Origin of the sequence: Kitasatospora sp. McL0602 (assembly GCF_052076145.1) — a bacterium.
Classification (GTDB): Bacteria; Actinomycetota; Actinomycetes; order Streptomycetales; family Streptomycetaceae; genus Kitasatospora.
Genome location: NZ_CP197246.1, coordinates 6,307,046 through 6,322,218 on the forward strand (window position 1 = coordinate 6,307,046; position 15,173 = coordinate 6,322,218).

Consider the following 15,173-nt stretch of genomic DNA (forward strand, 5'->3'; position numbering starts at 1 on the left):
TCGTAGATCCCCCGGGTGGGGCTGCACCGACCGGTGGGATGGCCGATGCGGACCGTGGTCGGCGCGTCCGCGCGGCCATTGGAGGCAGCGAGGAAGAGATCGAGCGCACGATGGCCGAGGCGCTGGAAACCGACGGCATCCCGGCCAGCCTCCTGCGGCAGATTCCGTTCGCGGAGATCAAGGCTCAGGCCCGCGCAATCCTCGCTCAGGAATCTTCCCCGGGCCCCCATGCGCCCTGGCCTGTGCCGACCCGCTGCCGCACGGATCTTGACTATGCCCTGCTGGCCGCCGAACTGGTCCGCATGCGGGCCACGGGGACCACGGCCCCGCAGCAGGAGCTTGCCGACCGCCTCGGGATCGGCAAGGCAACCATGTCCGAGCGGGTGAAGCGCGCCAAGGCGCTCGGTCTGTGGGACGGAAAGCAACTCACCGACAAGGCAAGCGCGTTGCTCGCCGAGTGGCAGAACCGGCGAGAGGAGCAGTAGCAGCGGTGACCAAGCGCGGAAACGGGCTCGGGGGGACTCCGGTGGAGATCCCGCGCAAGGGAAGGCCCAACACCTGGGGCGTGCGCACCCCACTCCATCTCAACCCCGCGACCGGCAAGAAAGAGCGGTACTGGATAGGCCGGGAGTACGACACCAAGACGGCGGCGGATAGGGCCCTCAGCAAGTGGCACAGCGAGCACGACGAAGGGGAACTGACCGCGCGCTCGGACATGACCGTGGCGCAGCTCATGGACCGGTGGCTGCCGAAGCACCGGGGAGAGGAGACGACGACCAGGGGCTACGAACCGAAGGTGCGGCTGCACATCAAGCCGCACATCGGCTCGGTGAAGGTGGTGGAGGTGACCGACGAGACGTTGGACGACCTGTACCGGAAGCTGGAGACCGAGCCGTGCCCGACCAACCGGGTGAAGCCATTGGGGCCGAAGTCGGTCCGCCACATTCACAACGCCATTTCGGCGGCGCTGGAGACGGTGACCGGGCCCCGGAGGTTGCTGAAGGTCAACCCGGCGCACACCGCGAGCCCTCTGACCGAGCGGCAGATCAAAGCGGCGGAGCCGGACTTCCCGACCCTCAACGGCCAGGAGACGGCTCGCTTCCTGGGGGAGATATGTAAGCCCTGCGGGAACCGGGCCTGTGACGAAGGGCTGAGTCATCACTGCCTGCGGGATGCACCGCTCTGGACCTCCTACGCCGCTACCTCGTGCCGTCGCAGTGAGGTGCTGGGCTGGATGTGGGACCTCATCAACTGGGACGAGTGCTCCATCGAACTCGCCTGGGTGGTGGTCGAGGAAGGAGGTCTCCGCCAATGCCCGGCACCACTCGCCGGGTTACACGATGACTCGCTACGGCCGTCGTCGTGCCGAGGGGGCCAAGAAGCTGGCGGCATCGAGCGCCAGCCGGATTGGGCTCTCATCCCTGGTCTGACCAGGGGAATCGCTGGGCCGTTGGTCACGTGGTTGGTCACGCTACTGCCCAGGAAAGCAAAAAACCCCTGATCAACAGGGGTCTTAGCTGGTGTCCGAGGGGGGACTTGAACCCCCACGCCCGATAAAGGGCACTAGCACCTCAAGCTAGCGCGTCTGCCATTCCGCCACCCGGACTAGGTGTCTGTCTTTGCGGCGTTTCCGTGCCGCGCTGACATGAGTAACTGTAGCAAAGATCGGCTTGGAGTCCCAAAACCGTCCCTGACGGGGGCCTGGGGGCTTCGATCTGCGGGAATGGCCTTGGGGCGGCGCGGTGGCTGCGGGAGGATTGGCGCGACCGTGCCCGCTGGGCTCCGGCGAGCCGGCCGGGGTGGCGCGGAGGTGCGCCGAGCGGGTCAGAGATGCCAGGACGAGGAGTGACCGTGAGCGAATCGCAGGCTGAGCGACAGGGTGCCCCGAAGGTGACGGCGGAGTCGGAGGTCGTCGACATCTGCCGTGACCTGATCCGGATCGACACCAGCAACTACGGTGACGGTTCCGGGCCGGGGGAGCGGAAGGCCGCCGAGTACGTCGCGGAGCAGCTGGCCGAGTTCGGGCTCGAACCACAGATCATCGAGTCGGCCAAGGGCCGCGCCTCGACGGTGGTCCGGATCGAGGGCGAGGACCGTTCGCGCCCCGGGCTGCTGATCCACGGGCACACCGACGTGGTGCCGGCCAACGCCGCCGACTGGACGTACGACCCGTTCGGGGGCGAGGTTGCCGACGGCTGCGTCTGGGGCCGGGGCGCGGTGGACATGAAGGACATGGACGCGATGACGCTGGCGGTCATCCGGGACCGGCTCCGCACCGGGCGCAAGCCCCCGCGTGACATCGTGCTGGCCTTCCTGGCGGACGAGGAGGCCGGCGGCACCTTCGGTGCGCGGTACCTCGTCGACAAGCACCGCGACCTGTTCGAGGGCGTCTCGGAGGGGATCGGCGAGGTCGGGGGCTTCTCCTTCACGGTCAACGACAAGGTGCGGCTCTACCTGATCGAGACGGCCGAGAAGGGCATGCACTGGATGCGGCTCACGGTCGAGGGCCGGGCCGGGCACGGGTCGATGGAGAACAACGACAACGCCATCACCGAGCTGTGCGAGGCGGTGGCCCGGCTCGGGCGGCACAAGTTCCCGCTGCGGATCACCAAGACCGTCCGGGCCTTCCTGGACGAGCTGTCGGACGCGCTCGGCGTCGAGCTCGACCCGGAGAACATGGACGAGACGCTCCGGGTGCTCGGCGGCATCGCCAAGATGATCGGCACCACCCTGAGCAACACCGCCGCCCCGACCATGCTCGGCGCCGGCTACAAGGTGAACGTCATCCCCGGCCAGGCCACCGCGCACGTGGACGGCCGCTTCCTGCCCGGCTACGAGGAGGAGTTCCTCGCCGACCTCGATCGCATCCTCGGCCCGCGCGTGAAGCGCGAGAGCCTGCACTCGGACAAGGCGATCGAGACCAGCTTCGACGGCGCCCTGGTGGAGGCCATGCAGTCCGCGCTGCGCGCCGAGGACCCGATCGCCCGCGCGGTGCCGTACTGCCTGTCGGGCGGCACGGACGCCAAGTCCTTCCAGGACCTCGGCATCCGCTGCTTCGGCTTCGCGCCGCTCCAGCTGCCGCCGGAGCTGGACTTCGCCGGGATGTTCCACGGCGTGGACGAGCGGGTGCCGGTGGACGGGCTGAAGTTCGGCGTGCGAGTGCTGGACCGGTTCATCGACGCCAGCTGAGTCGGCCGACACGGGCCGGCCGACACGGCAGCGGCGGACACGCCCGACGATTGATCGGAGCGAATGACTTGATGGCCGGTCAGGAGGGCGTGAAGAAACGGTACTTCACGGATTTACATGGTCGATTGTGCGTGCGGGTGATCACCGTTACGGGTGAATGGGCAGAGCGCGGCGTACCCCGTTTGCCACACCGTCGTTCACCCATTTGCAGTCCGGAACACGGGCTGCGGAATCGTCCAAGTTCTCAGTCCAAGTTCTCAGGAGGAACCCGTGAAGATCAAGAAGATTGCTGCCGTTGTCGCCGCCACCGGTGGTCTGGCCCTCGCCGGTGCCGGTGTCGCCGCCGCGCACGGTTCGCAGGCCGAGGGTGCTGCGGTCAACTCTCCCGGTGTGGCCTCCGGCAACCTGATCCAGGTCCCGGTGCACGTGCCGGTCAACGTCTGCGGCAACACGATCAGCGTGATCGGCCTGCTGAACCCGGCCTTCGGGGACCACTGCGAGAACGTCTGATCTCTGTCCGGCCCGTGCTGCCGGCTCACTGATTGACTGCTGTGCCCCCGGGGGCGGTTCGCCGCGCCCGGGGGCGCGCGCATTTCCGGTCTGCTCACCCGATCGGATGAACGAATGGCGGTGGCTCCAACCTTTCCCGGCGCGCCTCGTTGTGCCGGTGTACCGGGACATGCCTCGTCAGGAGTTCCGACACCTTCCGACAATCAGAGTTAGGGGAGTAATGCGACAGGTCGCAAAGAGGGGCATCCTCACCGCCGTTGCCACCGGCAGCGTGCTGGCCTCCACCGCGGGCTACGCGTACGCGAGCGCCGAGGCCCAGGGCGGCGCCGTCAACTCGCCCGGGGTCGGCTCCGGCAACGCCGTGCAGGTCCCGGTGGACATCCCCGTGAACGCGTGCGGCAACACCGTCGACGTGGTCGGTCTGCTCAACCCCGCGATGGGGAACAGCTGCGGGAACTCCGTCCGGAGCATGCCCGTGACCCCCGGCCCGGTCCAGCCGGGTCACCACCACCCGGGCCAGCAGCCCCCGCCGCCGTCGGGCCTGCCCGGCGACGCCGGGCAGTGGCACCCGGGCGCCGGGCACCTGCATCCCGACGCGGCCTCCTACGGCTCCTCGGCGGCCGGAGTCACGCACGGCTCGCCCGGAGTCGCGGCCGGCAACCAGGTGCAGGCCCCCGTCACGGCCCCGGTGAACGCCTGCGGCAACACCGTCGACGTGATCGGCCTCGGCAACCCGGCCTTCGGCAACAACTGCGGCAACGCGGCCGCTCACACCCCGCCGCACGCACCGCCGCACTCCCCGCCGCACTCGGAGACCCCGCCGCCGCCCCCGGCGCCCGCCCCCGGCGACGACTGCACGCCCGGCGGCCCCGGCACGCACAACCCGCCGCCTCCGGCCAGCACCCCGCCGGCCAGCACCCCGCCGGTCAGTACTCCTCCGGTGAGCACGCCGCCCACCGACACGACGGGTGGGACGACGACCGGAGTGCCCGGCAGCGACCGGAACGGCGGCCCCGGCCAGACCACCCCGGTCAGCATCACCACCGGCAACGGCTCGGCTCCGACCACCATCGGCAGCCCGGCCGGCGGCATCTCCGAGGCCCGTCAGGGCACTCGCGCGTTCGACACCGCCCCGGCGGTCCGGGGCCAGCTGGCCTCGACGGGCACCTCGGCGGCAGGGCTCGGCCTCGCGGGCACGGCAGGCATGGCGCTGATGCTCGGCGGCGGCATCCTCTACCGCCGCTCGCGGGCCGGAGCCCGCTGACGCGCCGACCCCGGTAGACCGGGCGCGGGCCGGGCGCACACCGCACCCGGCCCGTGCCCGGCGGGCTCTCGTACCGTTGCGGCGGCGCGGGTGCTGAGCTACCAGCTGCGGATCTGCCGGATGATCCGGCGCCGCAGCAGCACCGTACGGCTGCCGTCGGGGAAGAGCCGCAGTCTGTCCAGCTCCCAGTGCCCGTACTCGGCGTGGTCGGTGAGCAACTGCCGGGCGTCGTTCCTCGACGTGCCACGGGGCATGCGCAGCGACTGGTACTCGTACTCCGGTTGCCGGACCACCTTCGGTGGGATCAAGATTCTCCTCCTGCGGGACGCCGTGCAGGCAAGGGTACGACTTGCCTGCGACAACTGGGCCAGTGCAGATCTGAGCAGCTCCGACGGCCGGATTCTTCGCTCACGGCAGCGAGGGTGCCGCCGCCAGGGCTGACAGTCAATCAATTTTGTTGTCACCCCGAGAGATACCCCGGAGGGTCGGCGGAGATGCCCGTGATGCTCCCAGGGCGCCCTTGGGGCTGGGCACAGAACCACGCGGACCGGACATCCGGGCGTAAGTTGCGGGGAAATCACGGGCGTAGGGGACAACCCCTGTGCGTGTCGCGGCCCCGGGGAGATAGCGTCAGCACCATGTCTGATGCCGCGCAGCTCACCATCGCCGAGGTACGCGCCGCCGCCGAGGCGGTCAAGGCCGCCATCGACCGCCACCTGGCAGCCGTATCCGCACCCGCCGAAGCCGACGATCCCGCTGTCGTCAACGCCTACGAGGAGCTCGCCGCGGCGGCCATCGCGTACGACCAGATCCTGTACGAGGTCTACGACGAGGTCACTCCGTTCGAAGTGCCAGGGGACGAGGGCTCCGGTGGCTACACCGGCCCCGACCAGCCCGAGGCGATCAGCGTGCTGATCCGCCGCGACTACCTGGTCGCCGACCCCAAGCGCCTGCGGGCGCAGGCCGAGCGGGTGGAGAGCTCGCTCACCCCCGGTGGCGGTTCGGACGGGGGTGTCAACGCGGCCATCGGCGTGCTCTTCGGGGAGTACGAACCTGACGAGATCGCGGCCCGCTGCGAGGAGTTCGGGTTGGAGGAGGGCGACTCGACGCTCTGGGTGGCCGCGACCGAGCCGAGCGACCCCGGCGAGTGGCTGCCGGAGCCCTTCGACGGCGCCGACCCGCAGCTGCTGATCTGCCGCTTCGACGTCAGCGAGGTCTACGACGACGAGCTGGAGGCCCTCGACCCGGAGGGCTGAGCCCCGCCGAATGTCGACCTTGGGGGCGCAGATGCCGAGCATCTGCGCCCCCAAGGCTGTACCGGGGCTGCTGCGACCCGGTGCGGAGGCCGCTACGCCTCCGTGAGGATGCCGCGCAGGCGGGTGGTGCGGGGCTGCGCCTCACGCCCGACGACGGCCTGCGGCAGCGCCTGCCCGGCCGCGTGCACCACGGAGAGGTGGCGCTCGGCCCGGCCGAAGGCCGTGTAGACGAGCTGCCGGGTGAGCCCCGCAGCGGCGTCGTCCGGGAGGACGGCGATCACACCGGGCCAGCGGCGGCCGACCGCCTGGTGGACGGTCATCGCCCAGCCGTGCCGCAGCTTGGTGGCCTCGGCGGGCGTGAGCGTCAGGCGGGTGCCGTCGGTGAGCTCGACGTGCAGGCCGGCCGCGTCGCCGTCCAGCACCCGGCCGGGGTGCGAGACACCGGGGACGGGGGAGTGCACCACCCGGTCGCCCGGGTCGAAGCCGCCGAACCGGCCCGGACCGGGGTTGAGCCGCGCCTTGGCGGCCGCGTTCAGCACCCGGGTGCCCGCGCTGCCGCCGTGGCCCGGGGTCAGCAGGGTGACCTGCTCGACCGGGATGCCCAGGGCGCGCGGGATGGAGTCCGTCAGCAGCTGGATCGCCCGGTGCACGGCCTCGCCGCCGTCCTTCGCGGTGAGGATCACCACCTCCTTGCCCGGTGCGTCGACGGGCTGGAGCTCACCCACGCCGATGCCGGAGACCAGCTCGCCGATCGGGCCGAAGTCGGGCGTCCGGGAGGCGACGGCCGGGCAGGCCTTCGCCGCGACCAGATCCGCGAAGACCCGGCCCGGCCCGGCCGACCAGAGCTGCCCGAGGTCGCCGCTGAGCACCAGCCGGGTGCCGTCGGCGAGTGCCTCCAGCAGGGTCGCGGCCAGCTCGATGTCGAGCAGCGGCGCATCCAGCACCACCAGGACGTCCAGCGCGAGCGAGCCGTCCTCGGCGTGGCCGGGGCCCGCCGTGCCCGCGAGCAGCTCGGCCAGCACGGCGACGGGCTTCTCGCCGACTGCCTCGGTGGCCTCGGTGGGCGGAGCGTCGGCCGAGCCGGGGAGCAGCGCCGCGAAGCTGTCACGCCCCTGGTCCGTCCAGGTCGCGGCCCAGGCGCGCAGCCCGAGGCCCCGGGCCGCGTCCAGCAGCGCCGCGAGCTCGGTCTTGGCCGCCTCGCCGCCGGTGTGGGTGGTCAGGCCGTTCCCGGCGGCGGCCCGGAGCAGCGCGGCGGCCGACGCGGACGGGGCTGCGGCCGCTGCCGCCTCCCACTCGGCCGGGCCGGGGGTCTCCGGCACCTCGAAGGTGGACATCACCCGGACGAGCCCGTCCGCGAGGCTCTCCTCGGCGAGGGCGATCCGCTCCAGCGCGAGCAGCGTACGGGTCGGGGGCTCGTCGTCCCCGTCCTCGTCCTCCGCGGCGGTGGTGGTGGCGGCGCCGGGGCCGGTGATCTCCTCCTGGAAGGCCATCACCCCGCCGTCCGTGACCACCTCCTGGAGGGCGGACGCGGCGTCCGGGACAGCGAAGTTCTCCAGCCCGGCGGCGATCTCGGAGGTCTCCTGCGCGGTGTGGCCGCGCAGCGCGGCCTGCTCCAGCAGCCAGGACACCAGGGCGCCGGCCCGGCGCGGGTCACCGGGCCCGGCAGCCGGGCCGAGCAGACCGCGCGCGAAGCTGTCCACGTGGTCCGGCCGCAGGCCGGGCAGGCCGGGCACCGCGAGCAGTGCCCAGGGGTCGGCCCGCAGCTGCTCCGCCGCGCCCTCGCCGAGCGCGGCGACCACGGCGTCGGCGATGTCCGTCCGTGCCCCGCCCGCGTGCAGCACCTCGGTGGTCGCGCGGATCGCGGCGACCCGCTGCTCGTCGAGCAGGACGGGCACGGGGACGGCGGCGCGGGCGGGTGCGGCGACCTTGGGCGACCTGCGTGAGGGCGCAGGGGCGAGCTGCTCGACCACGACCGCGCGCTCCACCTCACGCTCGGGTTCGCTCGCGGCCTCGGGGACGGCGCTCTCCTCCTCGCCCTCCTGTACGGGTGCGGCGGTCAGGGCTGCGGCGGCCGCTGCCTCTGCCGCCGCCTCGGCCTCCGCTTCGGCCTTGGCCTGCTCGGCGATCCGGTCGGCCTTGCGCTGGACGCGGATCTCGCCCGCCGGGCGGCCCGCCCCCTCGATCTTCCGTACGGCAGCGGTCAGCGCCGCCACGGCTGCCGCCCGGTCAGCGGTCGTGCGGTCAGCCGTCGTTCCGTCCGCCGACCCGTCGGCCGAGGCTTCGTTGCCCATCACTTGCTCCTACAGCTCCGTCCAGTCCTGGTCCGGGTAGCGGTGTGCCGGTGCCGAGACATCGTCCAGCGCACCGCGGATCTCCTCCGGAAGCGTAAGCGCCTCCACCGACAGGGCCGACTGCAGCTGGGCGGCGGTGCGGGCGCCGACCAGGGCGCTCGCCACGCCGGGGCGGTCGCGGACCCACGCCAGGGCGACGGCGAGCGGGCTGCTGGCGAGCCCGTCGGCGGCGGTCGCGAGGGCGTCGACGATGTGCCGGGAGCGCTCGCCGAGGTAGGGCTGCACGAAGCCGGAGAGATAGGCGGAGGCGCCGCGCGACTCGGGCGGGACGCCGTGCCGGTACTTGCCGGTGAGCACGCCCCGGCCGAGCGGGGAGGAGGCGATCAGGCCGAGCCCGGCGTCCTGGGCGGCGGGCAACACCTCGCGCTCGATGCCGCGTTGGAGCAGCGAGTACTCCATCTGCGTACTGGCCAGCGGCACCCGGCCGTGGTGGGCGCGCTGCCAGGTGGCCGCCTTGGCGAGCTGCCAGCCGCTGTGGTTGGACAGCCCGGCATAGCGGGCGCGGCCCGAGCCGACGGCGAGGTCGAGGGCGTGCAGGGTCTCCTCGGTGGGGGTGTCGGGGTCGTACGCGTGGACCTGCCAGAGGTCGACGTAGTCGGTGCCGAGGCGGTGCAGGGAGGCGTCGAGGGCGGCGAGCATCCGGCCCCGGGAGGTGTCGAACCGCCGGTCGGCGTCGGGGACGCTGCCCGCCTTGGTGGCGATGACGAGTTCGGCGCGCGGGATGAGGGTGTCGGTCAGCCGGGAGAGCAGGTACTCGGCGCCGCCGTCGGCGTAGACGTCGGCGGTGTCCACCAGGGTGCCGCCCGCGTCGACGAAGGTCTTGAGCTGTTCGGCGGCCTCGTGCTCGTCGGTGTCGCGGCCCCAGGTCATGGTGCCGAGGCCGAGGCGGGAGACCCGTAGCCCCGTCCGGCCGAGATGGCGTTTTTCCACCGGGGCAGACCCTCCGTCAGCTGATCACGCACGATGTGCAGGAGGCACTGCTCCCCCATGTCGGCCGAGCGTAGCGGCCTGCGCCCGAACCACCCCGCAGACCTGCCGCTCTCCTGCCCGCGGGGCGTGACACAGCCCACACTTACCGGCCGGTAGCGTGACGGTCGACGGCCCGGCTACGCTCGGCTGGCCTGCTGACTACCCCTGTTGGACTGACCCGGAAGGCTCGGCACTCACATGCGACTCGGTATCAACCTCGGCTACTGGGGACTCGGCATGGACGCCGACAACATCGCCGTCGCCCAGGAGGCCGACCGGCTCGGCTACTCGGTGTGCTGGGCGGCGGAGGCGTACGGTTCGGACGCCGCGACCGTCCTCAGCTACGTCGCGGCGAAGACCGAGCGGATCGACGTCGGCTCGGCGATCTTCCAGATCCCGGCCCGTACGCCCGCGATGACGGCGATGACCGCCGCGACGCTCGACGCGCTCTCCGGCGGCCGGTTCCGGCTCGGCCTGGGCGTCTCGGGGCCGCAGGTCTCGGAGGGCTGGTACGGGGTCAAGTTCGACAAGCCGCTGGCCCGCACCCGGGAGTACGTCGAGATCATCCGCAAGGCGATGTCCCGCGAGCGGCTCACCCACGACGGCGCCAACTGGACGCTGCCGCTGCCCGGGGGGCCGGGCAAGCCGCTCAAGCTGACGGTGCACCCGGTGCGCGAGCACATCCCGCTCTACATCGCCGCGATCGGCCCGAAGAACCTCGAGCAGACCGGCGAGATCGCCGACGGCTGGCTCGGCATCTTCTTCGCGCCCGAGCACGCCGCCCTCTCCATCGACCCGCTGATCGCCGGACGCGCCAAGGCCGGGCTGACACTGGACGGCTTCGACCTCTGCCCGACCGTCAACATCTCCGTCGGCGAGGACGTCAAGGCCGCCGCCGATACCCAGCGCTCCTACGCGGCCCTCTACATCGGTGGCATGGGCAGCAAGGACAAGAACTTCTACAACCAGCTCACCCGCCGGATGGGCTACGAGCAGGCCGCCGACGAGATCCAGGAGAAGTACCTCGCCAAGGACTACGCCGGTGCCGCCGCCGCCGTCCCGCACGAGCTGATCGACTCCACGGCCCTGCTCGGCACCAAGGAACGCATCGCCGACCGCATGCACGCCTACGCCGACGCAGGCGTCACCACCCTCACCCTCGCCCCCGGCGGAATCGACTATTCGCTGGAAGGCAGGATCAACGCTCTCCGCGTGGGTGTGGAGGCGCTGGAACTGGCCGGGCTCGCCTAAGGGCGGGCATCCCTGGGGGACGGGTTCGCCCGTTCAGCGGCGCGAGCCGCCCCGCCCCCTGGGGAAGACATGCCCAGTATGACCAGCACCAATGACGCGCCCGTGACGCCGTACGACGGCTGCGGGCGTTGTCTGCTTGGCGTCCGCCGCCTCTCCCGCGTCCAGGCCGCCACAAGCTCACCCGCGCGGCAGCGGGACGCGATCCTTGACGCTGCCGAGCGTGCCGGAGGGCACATCATCGGGTGGGCGGACGACTGGGAGGTGTCCGGCGCGTCTGACCCCCTCACACGGCCGAAGCTGGGGCCGTGGCTCAAGGGTCAGCGGGGACCGTACGACGGGCTCGCGGCGTCCGCCGTGGACCGCCTTGGCCGTGACGTACTGGAGGGCCTGCGGCTCGCTAAGGAGACCAACGCGGGTCGCCTGCTGCTCACCGCCGACCACCCCGGCTTCTGGGATTTGGACGACCCGAGCCAAGAGATCGAGTTCAACGCGAAGCTGTTCGGTGCGCAGATCGAGCACAGGAACATCCGGACCCGGAACCGGGAGCGTGCGGTTCAGGCCCGTACAGCGGGGGAGGTCGCTGGTCGGCCTGCGTACGGGTTCATGCACGTGCGTCTTGCCCATGGCGGCAAGGTGGACCACACCGAGAACGAGCCGGATTCGGCGGCCACGGCCCGGGAGTTTGCGCGCCGCCTGCTGGCCGACGAGACCGGCCGGGTAACTGTGGACTCCGAGGCCGCGCGGCTGACCCGCGCCGAGGTGCTGTCCCCGTCCGACTGGTCCCGCGTTATGTACGGCAAGGAGCCGACCGGCGGTCGCTGGTCGGGGAACGTGATCAAGCGCATCTGTCTCTCGGATGCCTCCCTGGGCTACCTGACACACAAGGGCAAGGCTGTGCTGGGCCCGGACGGGCACCCCGTGCGGATCGCTCCGGGCCTGTGGGACCGGCCGACTCAGGCCGCACTGACGAAGAAGCTCACGAAGGCCCCAGCCGGGCCCCGTGCCGCTAAGGGTGAGCTGTTGCTGTCCGGCGGGGGCTTCTGCGGGATCTGCGCTGTGAGGCTGTACAGGAGCACGACCAGCCACAAGGGCGGCATCCTTCCGGCGTGGGCGTGCAAGGCGCGTACGGACGGGGTGAAGGGCTCGGAGGAGTGCCCGCAGCCGGTCGCGCCGCTTGCCGAGATGGACGAGCTAACGGAGCGGCGGTTCCTCGCCGAGTTCGGCGGGGTCGAGTTCATGACGCGGGTCTGGGAGCAGGGCAACGGCGTGGCCCAGCGCATCGCCGACTTGAAGGCGGACCGGAAGCGGCTGCGGGACGACCGGGCGGCGGGGCTGTACGACGAGACCGACGACGCCGAGTGGTTCCGACGGGAGTATGCGCGGATGGGGGAGGAGCTGAAAGCGGCGGAGGCGACGCCGGAGAAGCCTGCCGGGTGGTACACCGTGCCGACCGGCCGAACCGTGGCCGCCGAGTGGCAGGCGGGCGACAACGTGACACGGCGGGAGCTCCTGGCGGAGTTCGGAGTCCGGGTCCTGTTGTTTCCTGCCCGGGGCCCGCTCAAGCGAGATCCCCGCATCGTGCTCACGACGACAGACCCGGCGGCGGAGGAACTGGCCGACGTGTTGGCGGCTGCTCCGGCGCACGCTGCCTGACCGCTCCACCCTGCGGGCCGTCCCTGGACCTCGGTCCGGCGGGCGGCCCGTTGGCGTTTGTGGGAACCCTCCGAGCCGGCGACCTGGCCGGGAGCCCGGGGTTGAGCGGGACTGTGGCTTTGGTCCTTGTGGGTTCTCCACAGGTGTCACGCACCCCCGTTAATGGGGGCGCGGGACCACCTAACGCACCCCGGTCTATAGGTGTGAGAGCCCCCGACGCCCTGGCCCCGCCGCCGGGGTCTGTCACATTTGGCCTGGGCTTACACCGGGGTAGAGACGACGCGATACGCGACCGGCAGCCCGTCGGCGGTCGCAGTTTTTACGGCGGATGTTGACCGTGGTTCCCGGGGCCAACTCCGTCAAGAAGAGGGGTGGCCGTCAGGGCCCGCCGACCGGGCCCTTTGCCGTTGCTGGCAAGGGATCGGGGCACCCCGACCATGCGCTCAAGATCATCCCGTAGACGCCGGAAAGGGGGTCGCTGATGCCCGAAAATGCACCGCCGACCTCTCCCGGGGAACGATCAAGGTCCCCGTGTGTGGTGTGCCTGGCGCACCCGTCTGCCGGTGGCGAGACGTGCGCCCGGTCTGCCTGCCGGGAGGCGTACGGGCTGGTGATGCGTCTCCGGGGTGCGGCGGCCGACTCCGCCAGGGGACGGCCGTGCCGGATCTGCGGAAAGCCGACTGGCAAGCGCAGTAACGCCACCTTGTGCGCGCCGTGCGTCGCCGACGAGGAGCACCGCCGCCAGGAGGACCGCAAGCGGGCCCGCCAGTTCGCCCGCGAGAAGGCGGGCGACCGGCCATGCGCTGGCCCGGACTGCGCCGAGACCATCGCGGCGGACGATGACCCCCGCCGCGCCTACTGCTCTGACCGTTGCAAGGACGCCGCCGACTACCAACGCCGCAAAGCTCGGCAGAACGGTGGCCGTACGGACACGGTCCGGGCCTGTCGCCGTTGCTACCGACGGGAGTTGATGGAGTTCCCCGACGGGGTGTGCAAGGCATGCCAGGACGTGCAGCGCACCCGGGCCCGCCGGGTCTCCGTCAAACGGGGGGTGACCGCGAAGTACGGCGACGCCGAGTGCTGGCACTGCTCGACCCCGTTGGACGCCGCCTCTCGGGTGTTCGAGCACTTGAAGCCCATCGCGCGCGGCGGGCTCTCCGAGGTCACCAACTGCCGTTGGTCGTGCCGTGATTGCAACTCCGATAAGGGCCACGCGCTCCCCTCCGAGTGGACCTCTCCGAACGACCGCCTCACCGCTGCGCGCACCCGCGCCGCCCACGACACCGGACCGCCCGGCACTTCCGCCGAGCGGCCAACTCTCCACCTCTGAAAGGAATCACCATGATCCCCAGCCCGATTCTCACCGCCCGTCGCAAGGCACTTGACCTGTCTGTCCGGCACGTGGCCGCTCACGCTGGCGTGGGCGAATCGGCCGTGTACTCATGGGAGGCGGGCGACAAGTCGCCGACCCCGGAGAACCTGCTCCGCTGGGCCGACGCCCTCCGCCTGTCGTACCGCGATGTGGTCCGCCTGGAAGAGAGCTTCGGCGGCCCCTCCGGCGCGGGCAACCCGGACGCCGAGTACGAGTACCTGGCCCCGCTGCTCTGGCTGCGCCGGTCGCTCGCCGATGGTCAGTTCTTCATGGACCGGCCGGGCGTGCTTCCCGCCGCCTGATCCACACCCCAACCCCACTGCCCCGTGACCGCCGGTCCGGGGTTTCCTCATGCCTAGAAAGGCAACATCCCGTGTCTGACAACAAGTTTGAGATTGATTCCGTCGTCGCCGTCTCCCTGGAGATGATGCGCGCAAAGTCCGTGCTGGGCGAGACCGTGATGCGCGACGCTGAGAACGGGTTCACCGGCGGCCGTGGCGACACCGTGCGGGTCCGTGCCCCGAAGCGCCGGACCGCCACCGACTACTCCGGCACGACCGTCTACACCAAGGTCGAGGAGGGCGCGGTTCAGGTGAAGCTGACCGGTGAGCCCACCGACGCCGTGAAGCTGGACACCCGGGACATGACCCTGGACGTGGAGTCGTACTCCCGCCAGGTACTCGCTCCGCAGATGGACGCCGTGTCGAAGTACGTCGAGAAGACCGTCATCGCGGACGCGCTCAACAAGGCTGCCACCAAGGACGCCCGCGAGATCGACCCCACCGCGAAGCCCGGCGACAAGGGCCATGTCATCAAGCTGCTGACCGCCGCTGCCGCCGACTTCACCCGCCGAGAGATCCCGGCCGAGGGTCGGTTCCTGGCGGTCGGCCCGGACATTCAGAACGTCCTCCTGGACGTGGAACTCCTCCAGCAGGTGAACACCGCTGGCGACCCGGCAGCGCTGCGCAACGCCACCATGGGCGACCTGTTCGGCTTCCGCGTGGTCGTCTCGCCGTACCTGACCGGCGCGGTGGCCTACCACAAGACCGCCTTCGCCCTCGCGGTGCGCTCGCCCCAGGTCCCGATCGGTGGAGCTACCGGCCGCACCGCCACCGACAACGGTTACGCCGTGCGGGTCGTGAACTCCTTCGACGCCTCGGTGAAGTCGGACGTGTCGATCGTGGACACCCTCTGTGGCGTCGCCACCGTGGACGCCGAGCGGTACATCCCGTTCAAGCTCAAGGCCGCCTGACCGCCGCCGATGTGGGCCCGCTCTCCACTCCGGAGGGCGGGCCCTTCCCATAGGGACCTTGGTCCCCGCCGGCCGGGGGACGAAGGTCCCTCTTCTGACGTCCCGG

General features: G+C 71.3%; 14 protein-coding genes and 1 tRNA gene. 11 read left to right on the top strand and 4 right to left on the bottom strand.

Annotation, left to right across the window (positions count from 1 at the left end; translation table 11 throughout):
- Positions 1 to 38: 38 nt before the first annotated feature.
- Together ACR68M_RS28575 and ACR68M_RS28580 are read left to right on the top strand one after the other, a co-directional pair.
- The gene (locus tag ACR68M_RS28575; RefSeq protein WP_441247024.1) at positions 39 to 485 is read left to right on the top strand and encodes a helix-turn-helix domain-containing protein; all 447 of its coding nucleotides are present in this window, start codon (positions 39 to 41) and stop codon (positions 483 to 485) included.
- A gap of 5 nt (positions 486 to 490) precedes the next feature.
- Positions 491 to 1,501: a hypothetical protein gene (locus ACR68M_RS28580; protein ID WP_441247025.1), complete on the top strand. Its 1,011-nt coding sequence runs from the start codon at positions 491 to 493 to the stop codon at positions 1,499 to 1,501.
- A gap of 17 nt (positions 1,502 to 1,518) precedes the next feature.
- On the opposite strand, the gene ACR68M_RS28585 is transcribed toward ACR68M_RS28580, so the two are convergent.
- Positions 1,519 to 1,606 (bottom strand) — tRNA-Leu (locus ACR68M_RS28585).
- Between the two features lie 245 nt (positions 1,607 to 1,851).
- Here ACR68M_RS28585 and ACR68M_RS28590 point away from each other — a divergent pair.
- The 3 genes from ACR68M_RS28590 (at position 1,852) to ACR68M_RS28600 (ending at position 4,963) form a co-directional block, all read left to right on the top strand.
- Positions 1,852 to 3,189, top strand: a complete 1,338-nt coding sequence (locus ACR68M_RS28590; RefSeq protein WP_441247026.1) for a M20/M25/M40 family metallo-hydrolase — start codon at positions 1,852 to 1,854, stop codon at positions 3,187 to 3,189.
- A 270-nt stretch (positions 3,190 to 3,459) separates the two neighbouring features.
- Positions 3,460 to 3,699 carry a chaplin gene (locus tag ACR68M_RS28595; protein ID WP_441247027.1) on the top strand — a complete coding sequence of 80 codons (240 nt, stop codon included), beginning with the start codon at positions 3,460 to 3,462 and terminating at the stop codon, positions 3,697 to 3,699.
- A 220-nt stretch (positions 3,700 to 3,919) separates the two neighbouring features.
- The gene (locus ACR68M_RS28600) at positions 3,920 to 4,963 is read left to right on the top strand and encodes a chaplin (RefSeq protein ID WP_441247028.1); all 1,044 of its coding nucleotides are present in this window, start codon (positions 3,920 to 3,922) and stop codon (positions 4,961 to 4,963) included.
- Between the two features lie 98 nt (positions 4,964 to 5,061).
- Here the strand turns inward: ACR68M_RS28600 and ACR68M_RS28605 are convergent, their stop codons facing one another.
- On the bottom strand, positions 5,062 to 5,217 hold the full coding sequence (locus tag ACR68M_RS28605) for a DUF5703 family protein (protein WP_441251740.1): 156 nt from the start codon (positions 5,215 to 5,217) through the stop codon (positions 5,062 to 5,064).
- A 384-nt stretch (positions 5,218 to 5,601) separates the two neighbouring features.
- Here ACR68M_RS28605 and ACR68M_RS28610 point away from each other — a divergent pair, with 384 nt between their 5' ends.
- A complete protein-coding gene (locus tag ACR68M_RS28610; RefSeq protein ID WP_441247029.1) occupies positions 5,602 to 6,219 on the top strand; it encodes a hypothetical protein in 618 nt (205 codons plus the stop codon).
- Positions 6,220 to 6,311: 92 nt separating this feature from the next.
- Here ACR68M_RS28610 and ACR68M_RS28615 read toward each other — a convergent pair whose 3' ends face one another.
- Entirely contained in the window at positions 6,312 to 8,510 is a 2,199-nt protein-coding gene (locus ACR68M_RS28615; RefSeq protein WP_441247030.1) for an ATP-binding domain-containing protein, read from the bottom strand.
- A 9-nt stretch (positions 8,511 to 8,519) separates the two neighbouring features.
- Entirely contained in the window at positions 8,520 to 9,500 is a 981-nt protein-coding gene (locus ACR68M_RS28620; RefSeq protein WP_441247031.1) for an aldo/keto reductase, read from the bottom strand.
- 237 nt (positions 9,501 to 9,737) lie between these two features.
- On the opposite strand from ACR68M_RS28620, the gene ACR68M_RS28625 reads away from it, so the two are divergent.
- From ACR68M_RS28625 to ACR68M_RS28645, 5 genes are all read left to right on the top strand, one after another.
- The gene (locus tag ACR68M_RS28625) at positions 9,738 to 10,790 is read left to right on the top strand and encodes an LLM class F420-dependent oxidoreductase (RefSeq protein ID WP_441247032.1); all 1,053 of its coding nucleotides are present in this window, start codon (positions 9,738 to 9,740) and stop codon (positions 10,788 to 10,790) included.
- Positions 10,791 to 10,868: 78 nt separating this feature from the next.
- Positions 10,869 to 12,443, top strand: a complete 1,575-nt coding sequence (locus ACR68M_RS28630) for a recombinase family protein (RefSeq protein WP_441247033.1) — start codon at positions 10,869 to 10,871, stop codon at positions 12,441 to 12,443.
- Between the two features lie 703 nt (positions 12,444 to 13,146).
- Positions 13,147 to 13,773, top strand: a complete 627-nt coding sequence (locus tag ACR68M_RS28635; RefSeq protein ID WP_441247034.1) for an HNH endonuclease — start codon at positions 13,147 to 13,149, stop codon at positions 13,771 to 13,773.
- A gap of 11 nt (positions 13,774 to 13,784) precedes the next feature.
- A complete protein-coding gene (locus tag ACR68M_RS28640; RefSeq protein WP_441247035.1) occupies positions 13,785 to 14,117 on the top strand; it encodes a helix-turn-helix domain-containing protein in 333 nt (110 codons plus the stop codon).
- Between the two features lie 71 nt (positions 14,118 to 14,188).
- Positions 14,189 to 15,067: a P22 phage major capsid protein family protein gene (locus tag ACR68M_RS28645; RefSeq protein ID WP_441247036.1), complete on the top strand. Its 879-nt coding sequence runs from the start codon at positions 14,189 to 14,191 to the stop codon at positions 15,065 to 15,067.
- Positions 15,068 to 15,173: the final 106 nt, after the last annotated feature.

Bases quoted from the DNA above. Each gene is read 5' to 3' on its own strand.
- ACR68M_RS28640 (WP_441247035.1), top strand. From the start codon at position 13,785: ATGATCCCCAGCCCGATTCTCACCGCCCGTCGCAAGGCACTTGACCTG.
- ACR68M_RS28575 (WP_441247024.1), top strand. From the start codon at position 39: ATGGCCGATGCGGACCGTGGTCGGCGCGTCCGCGCGGCCATTGGAGGC.
- ACR68M_RS28615 (WP_441247030.1), bottom strand. From the start codon at position 8,510: ATGGGCAACGAAGCCTCGGCCGACGGGTCGGCGGACGGAACGACGGCT.
- ACR68M_RS28605 (WP_441251740.1), bottom strand. From the start codon at position 5,217: ATGCCCCGTGGCACGTCGAGGAACGACGCCCGGCAGTTGCTCACCGAC.
- ACR68M_RS28610 (WP_441247029.1), top strand. From the start codon at position 5,602: ATGTCTGATGCCGCGCAGCTCACCATCGCCGAGGTACGCGCCGCCGCC.
- ACR68M_RS28600 (WP_441247028.1), top strand. From the start codon at position 3,920: ATGCGACAGGTCGCAAAGAGGGGCATCCTCACCGCCGTTGCCACCGGC.
- ACR68M_RS28630 (WP_441247033.1), top strand. From the start codon at position 10,869: ATGACCAGCACCAATGACGCGCCCGTGACGCCGTACGACGGCTGCGGG.
- ACR68M_RS28625 (WP_441247032.1), top strand. From the start codon at position 9,738: ATGCGACTCGGTATCAACCTCGGCTACTGGGGACTCGGCATGGACGCC.